The sequence below is a fragment of the Variovorax sp. YR216 genome, from assembly GCF_900107745.1.
GTDB lineage: Bacteria > Pseudomonadota > Gammaproteobacteria > Burkholderiales > Burkholderiaceae_C > Variovorax.
Window position 1 is genome coordinate 746,679 of record NZ_FNRO01000002.1, and the last position, 16,543, is coordinate 763,221.

General features: G+C 65.7%; 15 protein-coding genes. 10 read left to right on the plus strand and 5 right to left on the minus strand.

Annotated elements, in window-relative coordinates; all coding sequences use genetic code 11:
* Positions 1 to 82 precede the first annotated feature (82 nt).
* Both BLW05_RS08520 and BLW05_RS08525 read right to left on the minus strand, forming a co-directional pair.
* Entirely contained in the window at positions 83 to 1,288 is a 1,206-nt protein-coding gene (locus BLW05_RS08520; RefSeq protein WP_093161740.1) for an MFS transporter, read from the minus strand.
* Between the two features lie 29 nt (positions 1,289 to 1,317).
* Positions 1,318 to 2,541 (minus strand): MFS transporter, encoded by a 1,224-nt coding sequence (locus tag BLW05_RS08525; RefSeq protein WP_093162142.1) that lies wholly within the window; start codon positions 2,539 to 2,541, stop codon positions 1,318 to 1,320.
* 179 nt (positions 2,542 to 2,720) lie between these two features.
* On the opposite strand from BLW05_RS08525, the gene BLW05_RS08530 reads away from it, so the two are divergent.
* The 4 genes from BLW05_RS08530 (at position 2,721) to dusA (ending at position 5,569) form a co-directional block, all read left to right on the plus strand.
* Positions 2,721 to 3,869 carry a DUF2235 domain-containing protein gene (locus BLW05_RS08530; RefSeq protein ID WP_177142593.1) on the plus strand — a complete coding sequence of 383 codons (1,149 nt, stop codon included), beginning with the start codon at positions 2,721 to 2,723 and terminating at the stop codon, positions 3,867 to 3,869.
* A 65-nt stretch (positions 3,870 to 3,934) separates the two neighbouring features.
* A complete protein-coding gene (locus BLW05_RS35895) occupies positions 3,935 to 4,099 on the plus strand; it encodes a DUF6693 family protein (RefSeq protein ID WP_177142594.1) in 165 nt (54 codons plus the stop codon).
* Positions 4,100 to 4,125: 26 nt separating this feature from the next.
* Positions 4,126 to 4,494, plus strand: coding sequence for a hypothetical protein (locus BLW05_RS08535; protein WP_093161742.1), 369 nt, complete (start codon positions 4,126 to 4,128; stop codon positions 4,492 to 4,494).
* Between the two features lie 70 nt (positions 4,495 to 4,564).
* A complete protein-coding gene (gene dusA, locus BLW05_RS08540) occupies positions 4,565 to 5,569 on the plus strand; it encodes a tRNA dihydrouridine(20/20a) synthase DusA (RefSeq protein WP_093161743.1) in 1,005 nt (334 codons plus the stop codon).
* 15 nt (positions 5,570 to 5,584) lie between these two features.
* On the opposite strand, the gene BLW05_RS08545 is transcribed toward dusA, so the two are convergent.
* Positions 5,585 to 6,463: a TauD/TfdA dioxygenase family protein gene (locus tag BLW05_RS08545; RefSeq protein ID WP_093161745.1), complete on the minus strand. Its 879-nt coding sequence runs from the start codon at positions 6,461 to 6,463 to the stop codon at positions 5,585 to 5,587.
* 31 nt (positions 6,464 to 6,494) lie between these two features.
* The gene (locus BLW05_RS08550; RefSeq protein ID WP_256330114.1) at positions 6,495 to 7,484 is read right to left on the minus strand and encodes a tripartite tricarboxylate transporter substrate binding protein; all 990 of its coding nucleotides are present in this window, start codon (positions 7,482 to 7,484) and stop codon (positions 6,495 to 6,497) included.
* A gap of 110 nt (positions 7,485 to 7,594) precedes the next feature.
* Between BLW05_RS08550 and BLW05_RS08555 the strand changes: the two genes are divergently transcribed.
* On the plus strand, positions 7,595 to 8,392 hold the full coding sequence (locus BLW05_RS08555) for an IclR family transcriptional regulator (protein ID WP_093161747.1): 798 nt from the start codon (positions 7,595 to 7,597) through the stop codon (positions 8,390 to 8,392).
* A gap of 6 nt (positions 8,393 to 8,398) precedes the next feature.
* On the opposite strand, the gene BLW05_RS08560 is transcribed toward BLW05_RS08555, so the two are convergent.
* Positions 8,399 to 9,046: a GntR family transcriptional regulator gene (locus BLW05_RS08560; RefSeq protein ID WP_093161748.1), complete on the minus strand. Its 648-nt coding sequence runs from the start codon at positions 9,044 to 9,046 to the stop codon at positions 8,399 to 8,401.
* A 129-nt stretch (positions 9,047 to 9,175) separates the two neighbouring features.
* Between BLW05_RS08560 and scpA the strand changes: the two genes are divergently transcribed.
* The 5 genes from scpA to BLW05_RS08585 all read left to right on the plus strand — a co-directional run bounded on the left by scpA (position 9,176) and on the right by BLW05_RS08585 (position 16,537).
* Positions 9,176 to 11,335, plus strand: a complete 2,160-nt coding sequence (scpA, locus tag BLW05_RS08565) for a methylmalonyl-CoA mutase (protein WP_093161749.1) — start codon at positions 9,176 to 9,178, stop codon at positions 11,333 to 11,335.
* A 1-nt stretch (position 11,336) separates the two neighbouring features.
* Positions 11,337 to 12,392, plus strand: a complete 1,056-nt coding sequence (gene meaB / locus BLW05_RS08570; RefSeq protein WP_093161750.1) for a methylmalonyl Co-A mutase-associated GTPase MeaB — start codon at positions 11,337 to 11,339, stop codon at positions 12,390 to 12,392.
* Positions 12,393 to 12,459: 67 nt separating this feature from the next.
* Positions 12,460 to 13,992 (plus strand): acyl-CoA carboxylase subunit beta, encoded by a 1,533-nt coding sequence (locus tag BLW05_RS08575; protein ID WP_093162144.1) that lies wholly within the window; start codon positions 12,460 to 12,462, stop codon positions 13,990 to 13,992.
* 20 nt (positions 13,993 to 14,012) lie between these two features.
* On the plus strand, positions 14,013 to 16,061 hold the full coding sequence (locus BLW05_RS08580; protein WP_093161751.1) for an acetyl-CoA carboxylase biotin carboxylase subunit: 2,049 nt from the start codon (positions 14,013 to 14,015) through the stop codon (positions 16,059 to 16,061).
* On the plus strand, positions 16,061 to 16,537 hold the full coding sequence (locus tag BLW05_RS08585; protein WP_093161752.1) for a VOC family protein: 477 nt from the start codon (positions 16,061 to 16,063) through the stop codon (positions 16,535 to 16,537). The genes BLW05_RS08580 and BLW05_RS08585 overlap by 1 nt, the downstream gene beginning before the upstream one ends.
* The last annotated feature ends 6 nt before the right edge of the window (positions 16,538 to 16,543 follow it).

The window sequence follows — 16,543 nt, forward strand, 5'->3', positions numbered from 1 at the left end:
ATCGATACTCAGATGCACCGATTGATTGGTGACTTCCCTAGCACGAGCAAGCAGGGATGTACCAAAGACTCGATCGTCGGCGTCAGGCGGCTTGCAGGGAAGGCGAGCGGTCGCCCAGGCGGCTGCTCCATGCGGCCAGGGCCAGCGCGCAGAGCGTGATGGCGGCGCCTGCCCACGGCAGATCCGCCAGCGGCGTGCCGGCCGCGAGCATGCCGCTGCCGATCCAGGCGCCGGTCGCATTGCCGAAGTTGAAGGCGCCCTGGTTCAAGGTGGAGGCGAGATTGGGCGCGGCGCTCGCATGCTGGACGATGAGCGTCTGCAGGAGCGGTACGAGCGCGAAGGACAGCGTGGTCCACAGCAGCATCATCACGACCGTCGTTGCGCGCATCGGCAGCACGAAGTGCATCAGCGCGAGCACCAGCGCGTTGAGTCCCAGCACCAGCAGCAAGGAAGGCACGAGTCGGCGGTCGCCGAGCCGTCCGCCGACGGTGCTGCCGATAGTGAGTCCGACGCCGAGCAGAAGCAGGATCGGTGCAACCGCCGCCGTCGAGAAGCCGCTCACCTGCGTGAGCAGCGGCGCGATGTAGGTGAAGACGACGAAGAGGCTCGCCGAGGCCAGTGCGCTGGTCGCGAGCGCCAGCAGCACGCGGCCGTCCGCCAGCACGGCGAATTCGCTCAGGATGTTGCCCTTCTGCATCTCGATGTGCCGCGGCAGCAGTGCAACCAGCGAGACGACCGCCGCCAGTGCGATCAGCACGATGGCCGCGAAGGTCATGCGCCAACCGTAGTGCTCGCCGATGATGCGTCCGAGCGGCACGCCCAGCACGTTGGCGAGCGTGAGGCCGGTGAACATCAGCGCGATGGCCTGCGCGCGCTTGTTGGGCGCGACCAGCCCGGCGGCGACGACCGAGCCGATGCCGAAGAAAGTGCCGTGGGCGAGGGCGGTGACCACGCGCGCGGCCATCAGCAGCCCATAGTTCGGCGCCAGCGCGCACAGCAGATTGCCCAGCACGAACAGCGAGGCCAGCGCAATCAGCGTGGCCTTGCGGGGCAACCTGGCGGTTGCCACCGCGAAGATCGGCGCGCCGACGACCACGCCCATGGCGTAGCCGGTGACCAGCAAGCCCGCCTGCGAAAGCGTGACGCCGAGGTCGAGCGCCATGTCGGGCAAGAGCCCCATCACGACGAATTCGCTGGTGCCGATCGCGAAGGCCGCGGCGGCGAGCGCCAGCAGGGCGATGGGCGTGCGGGAAGAAGGGGTGGGCGGCGTCTCGGCGGGGGCGGTCATTCGGTCGGGCTAACTAGGGTTAACCCTGATTATCCCGGGAGCCGCTCCGATGTGGCTGGCAAAAGGGCATTCCGGCGGAACTCCGTTGCATAAAACAACAGCGCGACCACCGCGAAGCCGCCTCCCAGCAGGCTCAGCCCGTTCCAGCCATGGAAGGCATAGACGGCCGCTGCCAGCCCGGAGGCCACCGCCGCGCACAGAAAGATGAAAGTGAGAAAGAGCCCGTTGAGCCGCCCTCGCAGCTCGGGTGCGAGCACGTAGAGGCTGCGCAGGCTGAGCACATTGCAGAGCTGCACGGCACCATCGAGCAGGACGCCGGCCGCGACCAATGCGGTCAGCGACCTGAAATGCACGCCGACGGCGCCCAGCGCGAAGGACAGCAGCGCGGCGGTCATGGCCCAGCCGGTCGCCGGCCGCGTCAGGCCCCGATCCGCCAGGCGGCCGGCCCATGGCGCGGCAAGCGCGCCGGCCGCACCCGCCAGCGCGAAGAGCGCGATGCCGGCTTGTCCCATGCCGAACTCGTGCGCGAGCGCCAGCGGCACCGCGGTCCAGAACGCCTGGAAGCCCGCGAACATCATCCCCTGGTAGAAGGCCCGGCGCCGGAGCAGCGGCGTGCGCCAGACGATGCCCGGCAGCGATGCCATCGTGCGTGCATAGCCGAACGACGCGTGCGGCCGGCGCTGCGGCAGCGCCCGCCAGAGCACGAGGGCGAGAAGGGCAATCAGCACCGCGGAGATCGCGAACACCGCGCGCCACCCGAGCGCCGAAGCCACGACGCTGGAGAAAGGCCGCGCGAGCATGATGCCGGCCAGCAGCCCCGCCATGATGTTGCCGACCACCTTGCCCCGCGTCGCTTCGGGCACCAGATGCGAGGCCAGCGGAACCAGCACTTGCGCAGCCACCGCGCAGGTCCCGACCAGGAAGGACGCGGCGAGAAAGGTTGCCGCGGAATTCGACAGCGCGATCCCCACCAGCCCCAGCACCGCGCCGGTCATCGCGAAGATGATCAGCCGGCGGTTCTCCACCACGTCGGCGAGCGGCACCAGCAGCAGCAGGCCGGTGCCGTAGCCCAGCTGTGTCAGGGTCATGATCAGCCCCGCAAGGCCCGCATGGAGTTGCAGCGTCGCGGCGATCGGCCCGATCAGCGGTTGCGCGAAGTAGATGTTGGCGACGCAGAGGCCGCATGCCACGGCGAACAGAAGCGTGAGGCCGGTGGAGAGTCCGGCGGGGGCGGGTGCGTGGGTGTGCGGCAAGACGGGCTCTTTCGGTTCTTTTAGGGGTTAACCCGAGGGCCCGGCACCTTAGCACTTCTGTCGCCTGCGTGCAGGGCGCCGGCCGGCATACAGCGAATGGCGCATGGCTCGCCGCGGGCGACGCGGCCACACTGCGTGTGCGCCGGCGGCGGCGCATTCAGGACGAAAGGGGGCGCCTCGTGTCGAAGAACATCATCTTCTGCGCCGACGGCACATGGAATGGACTGGGACAGGGCGATGGCCAGGAGGTGCAGGCCGATGCCACCAACGTGCTGCGCCTGTTCGCCGCGCTCGACGGTGACGTCACCGCCGATTCGCTGCGCAAGCAGGACGAGCAGGAGAAGGTCGCCGCCGGTCCGGACGCCAAGGTCACGCAGATCGCCAAGTACCTGCACGGCGTCGGCGATTCGCAGAACGTCATCCGCAAGATCCTCGGCGGTGTCTTCGGCGAGGGCTTCATCGAGCGCATCGTGCGCGGCTATACGTTCATCTCGCGCAACTACGCGCCGGACGACCGCATCTACCTGGTCGGCTTCAGCCGCGGTGCCTATACGGTGCGGGCACTGGCCGGGATGATCGCCAAGATGGGCTTGCTGCCGCAGGACGCGATGCGCGGCGACGACGGCGCCTACGACCCCGAGAAGGCCTACAGGCTCGGCATCTTCGTGTGGGCGCGCTATCGCAGGCTGATGGGCAAGCAGAGCACGCTGCTCGGCTACCTGGAAGAATTCAAGTCCGAGACGATCGACCTGAACCGGCTGATGCAGAACGTCGGCATCGAGGCCGTCGCCGTCTGGGACACCGTCGGCGCGCTCGGCGTACCGACCTACGACCTGGCCGATGCCTCGAAGGTGGACATCTTCGAATTCGCGGACCGGGCGTTGTCGGTCAAGGTGAAATCGGGCTTCCATGCGCTCGCGATCGACGAGCAGCGCAGCGACTTCGAGCCGACCTTGTGGGACGACCGTGACGGCATCCAGCAGCGATGGTTCGCCGGCGCGCATGCCGACGTCGGTGGCGGCTACCCGACCTGGGACCTGGCGACCCTGTCGTTCGACTGGATGGTCGCGCGCCTGCAGGGCAGCGGCGTCGCGATGTCGCCGCAATACAAGGCGACCGACCCCTTCACCTTCGGTCCGATCCATACCCCGTATCGCGACCCGCCCTTCGACGTCCGGCCGCATGCGCCGCGCGTGCTCCCGGCGAATGCGCTGTTCCATCCGAGCGTGCAGGCGTATCTCGCGCAGTTCGCGGCCTACCAGCCGCCATCGAATCTCGCGCCGTTGCTCAATGGCCGGCAACTCGATCCGAGATTTGTCAAGGCGTAGGGAGTCGACGCCTCCATGCGTTGACTGAGGTACTTTCCGGCAACTCCATCCTGAAGGGCATCTCAATGGCCAAGTACAAGTTCGTGAACACGTTGAGCTTCGGCGACATCTTCGTGCAGGCACTGATCTGGGCCATCCTGATCGTGATCACCTTCGGGCTCGCCACGCCTTTCTTCGCCTACTACTTTTTGAAGCTGATCATCAACAACACCGAACTTCACGAGGTCTGAACGCCTCGGGCGCAGAATCCACGACCATGAAGAAACTGATCACAGCGGCCGTGCTGGCCCTCGCCGGCCTGACGGGCTCCGGGACGGCGATGGCCCAGTGGCACAACAGCCCGCAGTTCGATCGCGACCTGCATTTCTGCAGCCGGAGCCACAACTTCGAGCGCTGCATGTGGGATCGCGGCTGGCAGCGTGGCCAGGGAAGGCGCTGGGTGCGTCGCGGGCCGGGCCAGAACTGGCACCAGCCTCCACCGCCGAACTGGCACCAGCCGCCGCCTCCACGCCGCAACCAGCCGAGGCTGAGCGACATGCAGCGGCGCGCGCTGGAGAACTGCAACTTCCTGCCGCCGGCCGATCAACCGAGGTGCCGCGCCACCGTCTGGTCGACGGTGCACTGAAGGCCGATGCCGGCGAGGGCCGGCTCCGGGCTGGGACAATGCGGGGAACAAAGCGTTTTCGAGTTTCCCGATGATCGACAAGGATCAACCCAATCAACCGCTCGCCGCGATGCGTGTGAGCGTGGCGCCGATGATGGACTGGACGGACCGCCACTGCCGCTACTTCCATCGCCTCCTCACGCGCCGCGCGCTGCTCTACACCGAGATGGTGACGACGGGCGCGCTGATCCATGGCGACGTTCCGCGCCATCTGCGCTTCAACACCGAAGAGCATCCGGTCGCCCTGCAGCTCGGCGGCAGCGAGCCCGCGGATCTCGCGCAGTGCGCGAAGCTGGGGCAGGAATGGGGCTACGACGAGATCAACATCAACTGCGGCTGCCCGAGTGAACGGGTCCAGCGTGGCGCCTTCGGTGCCTGCCTGATGAACGAGCCGGACCTCGTCGCCGACTGCGTGAAGGCGATGGTCGATGCGGTGGATGTGCCGGTCACGGTCAAGCACCGCATCGGCATCGACAAGGTCGAGAGCTACGAATTCGTGCGCGACTTCATTGGCAAGGTGAGCGAGGCGGGGTGCGACACCTTCATCGTCCACGCGCGCAATGCGTGGCTCAAGGGCCTGTCGCCGAAGCAGAACCGTGAAGTGCCGCCGCTTCGCTACGAGATCGTGCATCGGCTGAAGCACGAGTTTCCGGCGCTGCGGATTTCGATCAACGGCGGGCTGAACGACAACGCCGAAATGTACGCGCACCTGCGCCTTCTCGATGGCGTGATGATCGGGCGCGAGGCCTATCACAACCCCTGGTGGCTCGCGCAGTGGGATGCAGCCTTCTTCGGCGAGGCGCCTTCCACGCTCACGCGCGAAGAAATCGAAGAGCAGATGTGCGACTACATGGTCCGCGAAGCCTCCGAGCACGGGACCCCGTGGTCGAACATCGCGCGCCACATGCTCGGGCTTCGCAATGGCCTTCCCGGTGCACGCCGCTGGCGACAGGTGTGGAGCGATCATCGGCTCAAGTCGCACGCGCCGCACGAAGTCATGGCGATCGCGCGCGAGCCAGCCGCGCAGGCGGCCTGAGGCGCGCGGTTCCGATCAGGCCGCCATGAGGTGTGCCTCGGGCACGTCTTCGATCGTGGTGCGGCGAAGTTCGCGCCGCTCGCTGATGTCGTAGCGCCGTCCGCGGTGGAGCGTGCTGCGGTTGTCCCACATCACGAGGTCGTGCACCTGCCATTCGTGGCGGTAGACATGTTCGCGCTGCGTGGCGTGTTCCAGCAGGTCCTGCAGGTACATGCGGCCTTCCGCGATCGGCCAGCCGATGATCTCCCGCGCATGCACGCCGACGAAGAGCAGCTTGCGCCCTGAGCCCGGATGCGTCTGCACCAGCGGCCACACCGCGGGCGGGATGGTCTTCTTCTGATCGTCGGTATAGGCATCGTCGCCCAGCAGGATGCGCGTGTGCAGCGCGAAATGTTCTGCGCTGAGGCCTTCGACCTCGGCCCGGGTGCGCTCGGGCAGGGTGTCGTACGCCGCGCGCAGGTCGGCGAATTCCGTGGTGCCGCCCCAACTCGGAAGAACGAGCGCATGCAGCATCGAATAGGCGGCGCGTGGGTTCTGGAACGAACTGTCGCTGTGCCAGAGCTGATTGGCGAAGTTCGAGAGGTTCTTGGGCGAATCGCGTCGCGCGACATTGCCTTGCGCGTCGACATTGGAGATGTCGATCAGGCGCTCGTCGTCGAGTCGTTCCTGCCGCTTGAACACCTTCTTGAGGCCGAGATCCAGCGGGCCGAAGGACTTGGCGAAGTCGATCTGCTGCTGGCCGGTGAGCGCCTGGCCGCGCCAGACGAGCACGGCGTATTCGTTCATGGCTGCGTTGATCTGCCGCACCTCCGTGTCGGAAAGTGGGCGCGTGATGTCGATGCCGCTGGCCTCGGCGACGAAGACTGGATGGAGGGGTTTGAGCAGGAGGGACATGGTTTGCGGAGGATTGGATCGTTGAGAGCGCTCACTCGGACTGGATGCCGGCTTCATTGATGACGCGCGCCCAACGGGTCATTTCGGATTGCACGAAGGCGTCGAACTGCTGGGGCGTGGAAGCGACGACCTCCATGCCCTGTTCCTCGATGCGCTTTCGCATCTCGGGGTTGCGCAACACTTTTTCGGTGTCCTGCTGGATCTTCTGGACGATGGTGCGCGGCGTTCCGTGGGGCGCGACGAAGCCCAGCAGTGCGTTGACGTTGAAGCCGGGGATCGTCTCCGCGACCGTCGGATAGTTGAACCCTTCGACGCGCTTCGGGCCCATCGTCGCGATCATCTTCATGCGCCCGGCCTTCACGAACGGGAGGACGGACAGGAACGGGTCGACCACGATGTCGATGCGCCCGCCCATGAGTTCCGTGTGCGCGGGAGCGCTTCCCTTGAAGGGCGAGTGGAGCATGTCGAAGCCCGCTTCGCGCTTGAGCAATTCGGCGCCGAGGTGGGTCGTGCTCCCGGCCCCCGGGGTGCCGTAGGTCAGCTTGCCGGGGTTCTTTTTGGCGTAGGCGATGAGCTCCGCCAGCGTGTTGAAGGGCGCATCCGGGCGGGCGACGATGGCCAGTTGCAGGTTTGCGATCTGCGTGATGCCCTGGAGGTCCTTGACGGTGTCGTAGGGCAGCGTCTTGCGCAGGGACGGATTCACGGCAAAGGAGGAGTTCACCATCCCGATGGTCAGGCCGTCCGGCGGTGCCTTGGCGACGAAGTCGACGCCGATCGCGGTGCCTGCGCCGGGCTTGTAGTCGACGAGCACCGGCTGGCCCCACATCTCCTGCAATTTCTGGGCGATCAGTCGGCCGACGGTGTCGGTCGGTCCGCCAGGCGCGAAGGGAATGATGATCTTCACGGGCCCCTTCGGAAAATCCTGGGCGGCGGCGTTGAATCCGATGCCCAGGCCTGCGGCCATCAGGGTGCCCGTCAGGAGGAACCCGCGACGGGATGTGGGAGTTGCTTGTCTCGTCATGATGATTTTATGGAACAGTGTTTTGAAATAATAGCGAACACTTGACCTGCGTCAACGACTTTTTGAGAAAATATGAAACATCGTTTTGAAAGATGGGTGTGCCAATGCCAATGACCGATCCTGTGGGCGGTTCCGCGAAGGACGAAGTGACCGCATTGGCGCGGGGGCTGGCCCTGCTCAAGGTCGTCGGCGACGCGGCCGGTCCGCTCAGCAACCGTGACCTGGCCGATGCAACGGGCATCCCCAAGGCCACTGTTTCGCGGCTCGCCGCAACGCTGGTGGCCAATGGCTATCTGAGGCAGTCGGCCGATACCGAGCGCTTCACTCTCGGCCCGGCGCTGCTCGACATGAGCACCCGGTACCTGCGGCACTTCGATCTGCGTTCACTGGCGCGGCCGCACCTCACCGCCTTGGCCGAGTTCGCGGGTGCCAGCGTTCACGTGGGGGTGCGCGATGAACTCGACATGCTCATCATCGATTCGATCCGGCCGCGCACGGCACTCATCACCTCGCGCATCGAAGTCGGTTCGCGCATGACGATCGCGACTTCGGCAGCGGGGCGCGCGTATCTCGCGGCGCTGCCTCCAGCAGAGCGAGACGACCTGCTCGGCCAGATCAGGCTTGCGAGCGGCGAAAACTGGGCCGAACTGGAGCCGCGGATCATGGCCGGCATCGAAGAGCACGCGCGGCTGGGGTACTGCGCTTCGTTCGGGGAATGGCACCCGCACATTCATGCGCTGGGCTTCGCGCTTCGCGGGCCGCGCGGCGAACGCTACGCGGTGAGCTGCGGGGGGCCGGCCTATCTGCTGCCCAGGGAGGCGATGGTCGGACGCATCGCGCCGCGCCTGCTCGAAACCGTGCAGCAGATCAACGCCGAGATGGGGATCGCCGCCCCCGAGGCCGGCTGATCGCGGTCAGCCCGCGGCTTCGAGGCCGTTGCGGAAGTGCTGCTGCATGCGGGCCATCGCGCTCGCCGAATCGCGTTCCTTGATGGCGGCCATGACCGCGCGGTGCTCCTTCAGCGACTCGCTGATGCGCCCCGACTTGAGCAGGGAGTTGTGGCGATTGAGCTTCATCACCTTGCGCAGGTCGGCCACCACCTGGTCGCGCCAGCGGTTGTTGGCGATCGCGAGCAGGCGCATGTGGAAGCGCTCGTTGATCGCGAAGAAGTTCTCGCGGTCCACATGGCCCGGCCGTGCCGCGGTTTCGAGCTCGGCATGGAGCGCCTCGAGTTCGTTCAGTTCGGCCTCGGTGGCGCGCTCGGCGACCACGCCGGCGGCGTCGCTCTCCAGCAGGCTCAGCAGGTGATAGACGTCGGCCAGGTCCTTGTCCGAGACCTCGGTGACATAGGCGCCGCGGCGGACCTTCATCGTTACCAGGCCTTCGGCCGCCAGGACCTTCAGTGCCTCGCGCAAGGGCGTGCGGCTGATGCCGTATTCCTCGGCCAGCTTGAGTTCGTCGATCCAGCTTCCCGGTTCGAGCTCTCGTTTGAAGATGCGCTGGCGAAGGAGCTCGGCGACTTCTTCGTAGAGCGCACGAGGGGTGAGGGTGGCGGCTGACATGGTTAGGACTGTAACCCAAATTTTGGGTTTGAATTAATAATTACGGATCGGTTAGACTCGGGTTATTCCGAGCAGCGCCACTGTGCGCGACCTCCCCCAGACCCGACCGACCACCAGAAAAACGGCGCCATGAGCAAACCCGAACCGCAATTTTCCAACGCCACCCTCGAAGCCTGGACCAAGGCCGCCACCAAGTCGGCGCCGGGCGGGGATGTGAATGCATTGAACTGGATCACGCCGGACGGCATCACCGTCAAGCCGCTCTACACGGCAGCCGATCTTCAGGGTCTGAAGTACACCGACACGCTGCCCGGTTTCGAGCCCTACCTGCGCGGCCCGCAGGCAACGATGTATGCGGTGCGCCCATGGACCATCCGCCAGTACGCCGGCTTCTCGACCGCCGAGGAATCGAACGCCTTCTACCGCAAGGCGCTCGCCGCCGGCGGGCAGGGCGTGAGCGTGGCCTTCGACCTCGCCACGCACCGCGGCTACGACAGCGACCATCCGCGCGTGACCGGCGACGTGGGCAAGGCCGGCGTGGCCATCGACTCGGTCGAGGACATGAAGATCCTCTTCGACCAGATCCCGCTCGACAAGGTCAGCGTCTCGATGACCATGAACGGCGCGGTCCTGCCGGTGCTCGCGGGCTACGTGGTCGCGGCGGAAGAGCAGGGCGTGCCGCAGGACAAGCTCAGCGGCACCATCCAGAACGACATCCTCAAGGAGTTCATGGTCCGCAACACCTACATCTTCCCGCCCGAGCCGTCGATGCGAATCATCGGCGACATCATCGAGTACACGGCCAAGAACATGCCGAAGTTCAACTCGATCTCGATCAGCGGCTACCACATGCAGGAAGCTGGTGCCAACCAGGCGCTGGAACTGGCCTTCACGCTCGCGGACGGCAAGGAATACGTGAAGACCGCGCTGGCCAAGGGCCTCGACGTGGATGACTTCGCGGGTCGGCTCAGCTTCTTCTGGGCCATCGGCATGAACTTCTACCTTGAAGTCGCCAAGATGCGCGCCGGGCGCCTGCTGTGGTGCCGGATCATGAAGGAGTTCGAGCCCAAGAACCCCAAGAGCCTCATGCTGCGCACGCACTGCCAGACCTCCGGCTGGTCGCTCACCGAGCAGGACCCGTACAACAACGTCGTGCGCACCACCATCGAGGCGATGGCTGCGGTGTTCGGCGGCACGCAGAGCCTGCACACCAACGCGCTCGACGAAGCGATCGCGCTGCCGACCGAATTCAGCGCCCGCATCGCGCGCAACACGCAGCTCATCATCCAGGAAGAGACGCACATCACGAACGTGATCGACCCATGGGCCGGCAGCTACATGATGGAGAAGCTCACGCAGGACATGGCCGACGCCGCCTGGAAGATCATCGAGGAGGTCGAGGCCATGGGCGGCATGACCCGCGCGGTCGACAGCGGCTGGGCCAAGCTCAAGATCGAGGCGGCCGCGGCCGACAAGCAGGCGCGCATCGATTCGGGCAAGGACGTGATCGTGGGCGTCAACAAGTACAAGCTCAAGGATGAGGACACGCACGACATCCTGGAGATCGACAACGTCAAGGTCAGAGAAAGCCAGATCGCGCGGCTCAACGCGATCCGCGGGAAGCGCGACGGCGCGGCGGTGCAGGCGGCGCTCGATGCGCTCACCGCAGCGGCTGAAAGCGGGCAGGGCAACCTGCTCGACCTGAGCATCAAGGCGGTGCGCCTGCGAGCCACAGTCGGCGAAGTCAGCGATGCGCTCGAAAAGGTCTATGGCCGCCATCGTGCCGATACGCAAAAGGTCACCGGCGTCTATGCGGCCGCGTACGACTCTGCCGAAGGCTGGGAAGCGCTCCAGAAAGAGATCGCCGCTTTCGCCGAAGAGCAGGGCCGCCGTCCGCGCGTGATGATCTCCAAGCTCGGGCAGGACGGCCACGACCGTGGCGCCAAGGTCGTCGCCACCGCCTTCGCCGACCTCGGCTTCGACGTCGACATGGGCCCGCTCTTCCAGACCCCCGAGGAGTGTGCGCGCCAGGCCATCGAGAACGACGTGCACGCCGTGGGCGTGAGCACGCTCGCCGCGGGGCACAAGACGCTGGTGCCGGCGATCATCGAAGAGCTGAAGAAGCAAGGCGCCGACGACATCATCGTGTTCGTGGGCGGCGTGATCCCGCGCCAGGACTACGAATTCCTGTACGACGCCGGCGTGAAGGGCATCTATGGCCCGGGCACGCCGATCCCGGCGAGCGCCAAGGACGTGCTGGAGCAGATCCGCGCGGCGGTCGCGGCCTGACATGTCGCTTCGAACACCGGTCACGGCCGAAGCGCTGGTGACGTCGGAAGGGCCTGCGCAGCGGCGCGCGATCGCCAAGACGATCACGTTGCTCGAAAGCACCCGTGCCGACCACCGCGCTCAGGCCGACGAACTGCTCACCGCCTTGCTGCCGCACACGGGCCAGTCGTTCAGGCTCGGCATCTCGGGCGTGCCGGGCGTCGGCAAGTCGACCTTCATCGAGGCCCTCGGGCTGTACCTGATCGGGCGCGGGCATCGTGTGGCGGTGCTGACGATCGATCCTTCGTCGACGGTCTCCGGCGGCTCCATCCTCGGCGACAAGACGCGCATGGAAAAGCTCTCGGTCGACGAGCGCGCCTACATCCGGCCCAGCCCTTCGTCGGGCACGCTCGGCGGCGTGGCCGAGAAGACGCGCGAGGCGATGCTGGTGTGCGAGGCCGCCGGCTACGACATCGTGATCGTCGAGACGGTCGGCGTCGGCCAGAGCGAAACCGCGGTCTCGGGCATGACGGATATGTTCGTGCTGCTGCAACTGCCGAATGCCGGCGACGATCTCCAGGCGATCAAGAAGGGCGTGATGGAGCTCGCCGATCTGGTCGTCATCAACAAGGCCGATCTCGACAAGGATGCCGCGACGCGCGCGCAGGCGCAGATCACTTCGGCGCTGCGGCTCTTCGGCCATCACGGCAATCCGGCGCATGCGCAGGTGGTCCATGGGTCGCATGGCGGGCATGGCACCACCACGCCGGAAGCCCAGTGGCAGCCCAAGGTCATCCAACTCAGCGCGCTGGTCGGTACCGGTGTCGATGCCTTCTGGGACGCCGTCCTCGAATTCAAGTCCCTGCAGACCGCCAACGGCCGACTCGCGGCGCGGCGCGAGAAGCAGTCGCTCGCCTGGATGTGGGAGCGCATCGACGCCGGCCTCAAGCAGGCGTTCCGCCAGCATCCGGCCGTGCGCGAGCTGCTGCCGCAAGCCATCGCGCAGGTCGCGGCGGGCACGCTTCCCGCGTCGACCGCCGCGCGCAATCTTCTGGCGTCGCAGGCTGGACAGGCGTAGCCTGCCGCCCATGCCCAATGCCAAGAACCCGATACCCGACAAGATCAACTCCGACCCCCATCAAGCCATGAAAGAAATCCTCGAAGAACTCGAAAAGCGCCGCGAGCAGGCACGCCTCGGCGGCGGACAGAAACGCATCGATTCGCAGCACGCCAAGGGCAAGCTCACCGCGCGCGAGCGCATCGAGCTCCTGCTCGACGACAACACCTTCGAAGAGTGGGACATGTTCGTCGAGCACCGCTCCAGCGACTTCGGCATGGCCGACAACAAGATCCCGGGCGACGGCGTGGTCACCGGCTACGGGATGATCAATGGCCGGCTCGTCTTCGTCTTCAGCCAGGACTTCACTGTCTTCGGCGGTGCGCTGAGCGAAGCGCATGCCGAGAAGATCTGCAAGGTGATGGACCAGGCCATGAAGGTTGGTGCGCCCGTGATTGGCCTCAACGACTCGGGCGGCGCGCGCATCCAGGAAGGCGTGGCCTCGCTGGGCGGCTATGCCGAGGTGTTCCAGCGCAACGTGATGGCCTCGGGCGTGGTGCCGCAGATCAGCATGATCATGGGTCCCTGCGCGGGCGGCGCGGTGTATTCGCCCGCCATGACCGACTTCATCTTCATGGTCAAGGACAGTTCCTACATGTTCGTGACCGGCCCCGAGGTGGTGAAGACGGTGACGCACGAGGATGTGACCGCCGAGGAACTCGGTGGCGCCTCCACGCACACTTCCAAGAGCGGCGTCGCGGACATGGCGTTCGAGAACGACGTCGAGGCGCTGATGATGCTGCGCCGCCTTTACAACTACCTGCCGCTCAACAACCGCGAGAAGCCGCCGGTGCGGCCGAGCGGCGATCCGGCCGACCGCGCGGACCTGTCGCTCGACACCCTGGTGCCCGACAACCCGAACAAGCCGTACGACATGAAGGAGCTGATCCTGAAGGTGGTCGACGACGGCGACTTCTTCGAACTGCAGCCCGACTACGCGAAGAACATCGTGATCGGCTTCGCGCGCATGGAAGGGCAGAGCATCGGCATCGTCGCGAACCAGCCGCTGGTGCTCGCCGGGTGCCTGGACATCAAGTCGTCGATCAAGGCGGCGCGCTTCGTGCGCTTCTGCGATGCATTCAACATCCCGGTCGTCACCTTCGTGGACGTACCCGGCTTCATGCCCGGCACCAGCCAGGAGTACGGCGGCATCATCAAGCACGGCGCGAAGCTGCTCTATGCGTACGCCGAATGCACGGTGCCGAAGATCACCGTCATCACGCGCAAGGCCTACGGCGGCGCGTACGACGTGATGGCCTCGAAGCACCTGCGCGGCGACGTCAACCTCGCCTGGCCGCGCGCCGAGATCGCGGTGATGGGCGCGAAGGGTGCGGTGGAGATCATCTTCCGCGAAGACAAGAACGACCCCGAGAAGCTCGCCGCGCGCGAAGCCGAATACAAGGCGCGCTTCGCCAATCCGTTCGTGGCTGGCGCTCGTGGCTACATCGACGACGTGATCCTGCCGAGCGAAACCCGCAAGCGAATCTGCCGCAGCCTCGTGATGCTGCGCGAGAAGAAACTTGAGAACCCGTGGCGCAAGCACGGCAACATTCCCCTCTGAGCGTGCGAGAGAGAAAGAACATGTTCAAGAAAATTTTGATCGCCAACCGCGGAGAGATTGCCTGCCGCGTCATCAAGACGGCGAAGAAGATGGGCATCCTCACGGTGGCCGTCTATTCCGATGCCGACAAGGAAGCGCGCCACGTCGAACTGGCTGATGAGGCGGTTCACATCGGCGCCTCGCCGAGCCGCGAAAGCTACCTGCAGGCCGACCGGATCATCGCGGCCTGCAAGAAGACCGGCGCCGAGGCGGTGCATCCCGGGTACGGCTTCCTGTCCGAGAACGAAGCCTTCGCGCGCAAGGTGGAAGAGGAAGGCATCGTCTTCATCGGCCCCAAGCACTATTCGATCGCAGCCATGGGCGACAAGATCGCTTCCAAGAAGCTTGCGGGCGAAGCCAAGGTCAACACGATCCCCGGTTGGAACGATGCCATCGACTCGGCCGAACGCGCGGTCGAGATCGCCAAGGACATCGGCTACCCGGTGATGATCAAGGCATCGGCCGGCGGCGGCGGCAAGGGCCTGCGCGTGGCCTTCAACGACAAGGACGCGTTCGAGGGCTTCACCTCGTGCCGCAACGAGGCGCGCAACAGCTTCGGCGACGACCGCGTCTTCATCGAGAAGTTCGTCGAGGAGCCGCGGCACATCGAGATCCAGGTGCTCGGTGATGCGCACGGCAACGTGATCTATCTGAACGAACGCGAGTGCTCGATCCAGCGCCGCCACCAGAAGGTGATCGAGGAGGCACCGTCGCCGTTCATCAGCGATGCGACGCGCAAGGCCATGGGCGAGCAGGCGGTGGCGCTGGCCAAGGCCGTGAAGTACCAGAGCGCGGGCACGGTGGAGTTCGTGGTTGGCAAGGACCAGAGCTTCTACTTCCTCGAAATGAACACGCGGCTGCAGGTGGAGCATCCGGTGACCGAGGCCATCACCGGCCTGGACCTGGTCGAACTGATGATCCGAGTCGCCGCGGGCGAGAAGCTGCCGCTCGCGCAGCAAGATGTAAAGCGCAACGGCTGGGCGATCGAATGCCGTATCAATGCGGAAGATCCGTTCCGCAACTTTTTGCCGTCGACGGGGCGCCTGGTGCGCTTCCAGCCGCCGAAGGAGACGATGTTCTCGGCCGACACCGAGCACCTGTACGGCGTGCGGGTCGACACCGGCGTGTACGACGGCGGCGAGATCCCGATGTTCTACGACTCGATGATCGGCAAGCTGATCGTGCACGGGCGCGACCGCGCGCACGCGATCTCGATGATGCGCGAGGCGCTCAACGGCTTCGTGATCCGGGGCATCAACAGCAACATCCCGTTCCAGGCGGCGCTGCTGGCACATCCGAAGTTCGTCAGCGGCGACTTCAACACCGGCTTCATCGCCGAGCACTACAGCAAGGGTTTCCATGCCGAAGACGTGCCGCATGACGATCCGGACTTCCTGGTCGCGCTCGCCGCCTACATGAACCGCCGCTATCGGGCGCGCGCCTCGGGCATCAGCGGGCAGCTCGAAGGGCACGGCGTCAAGGTCGGCGAGCAGTTCGTGGTGGTCGTGCTGGACGAGAGCGGGAAGCACGTGCACAAGCCGGTGTCGGTCACCGATTTCCACGGACAGACGGGTTCGAGCGCGGTCACCGTGGGGTCCAACACCTACAAGATCGACAGCAAGGCTGCGCTTGGCAGCATCCGCGTCGAGGGCACGGTCAACGGCCGTGCCTTCACGGCGCAGGTGGAGCGCGGCGCGGGCAAGAACCCGCTGGCACTTCGCATTTCGCACAACGGGACACAGATCGACGCGATGGTGCTGTCGCCGCTCGGCGCGCGCCTGCTCGAACTGATGCCCTACAAGGCACCGCCGGATCTCAGCAAGTTCCTGATGTCGCCGATGCCGGGGTTGCTTGTCGAGGTGTCCGTGCAGCCGGGCCAGCGGGTGCAGGCCGGCGAGAAGCTTGCGGTGATCGAGGCCATGAAGATGGAGAACGTGCTTTTCGCGGCCCAGGATGGCGTCGTGGGCAACATCGCAGCCGCCAAGGGTGAATCGCTCTCGGTCGATCAGGTGATCCTGGAGTTTGCGTGATGGATCGGCCGTTCAAGGTGCTGGGCGTCCAGCAGATTGCGATCGGCGGGCCAGACAAGCTGCGCTTGCGCAAGCTATGGGTCGAGATGCTGGGGCTCGAAGTCACCGGCACGTTCAAGAGTGAACGCGAGAATGTCGATGAGGACATCTGCGCGATGGGCAAAGGCCCCTTCAAGGTCGAGGTCGACCTGATGCAGCCGCTGGATCCCGAGAAGAAGCCCGCTGTTCACACGACGCCGCTGAATCACGTGGGCTTGTGGATCGACGATCTGCCTCGTGCGGTCGAATGGCTCACGGCGCAAGGCGTTCGCTTTGCGCCGGGAGGCATCCGCAAGGGAGCGGCAGGCTTCGACATCTGCTTCCTCCATCCCAAGAGCAACGAGGAATTTCCCGTTGCCGGCGAGGGTGTCCTGGTCGAACTGGTTCAGGCGCCACCGGAAGTGGTCAAGGCTTTCGCGGCGCTGGCCGCGGCGTGAGGATGC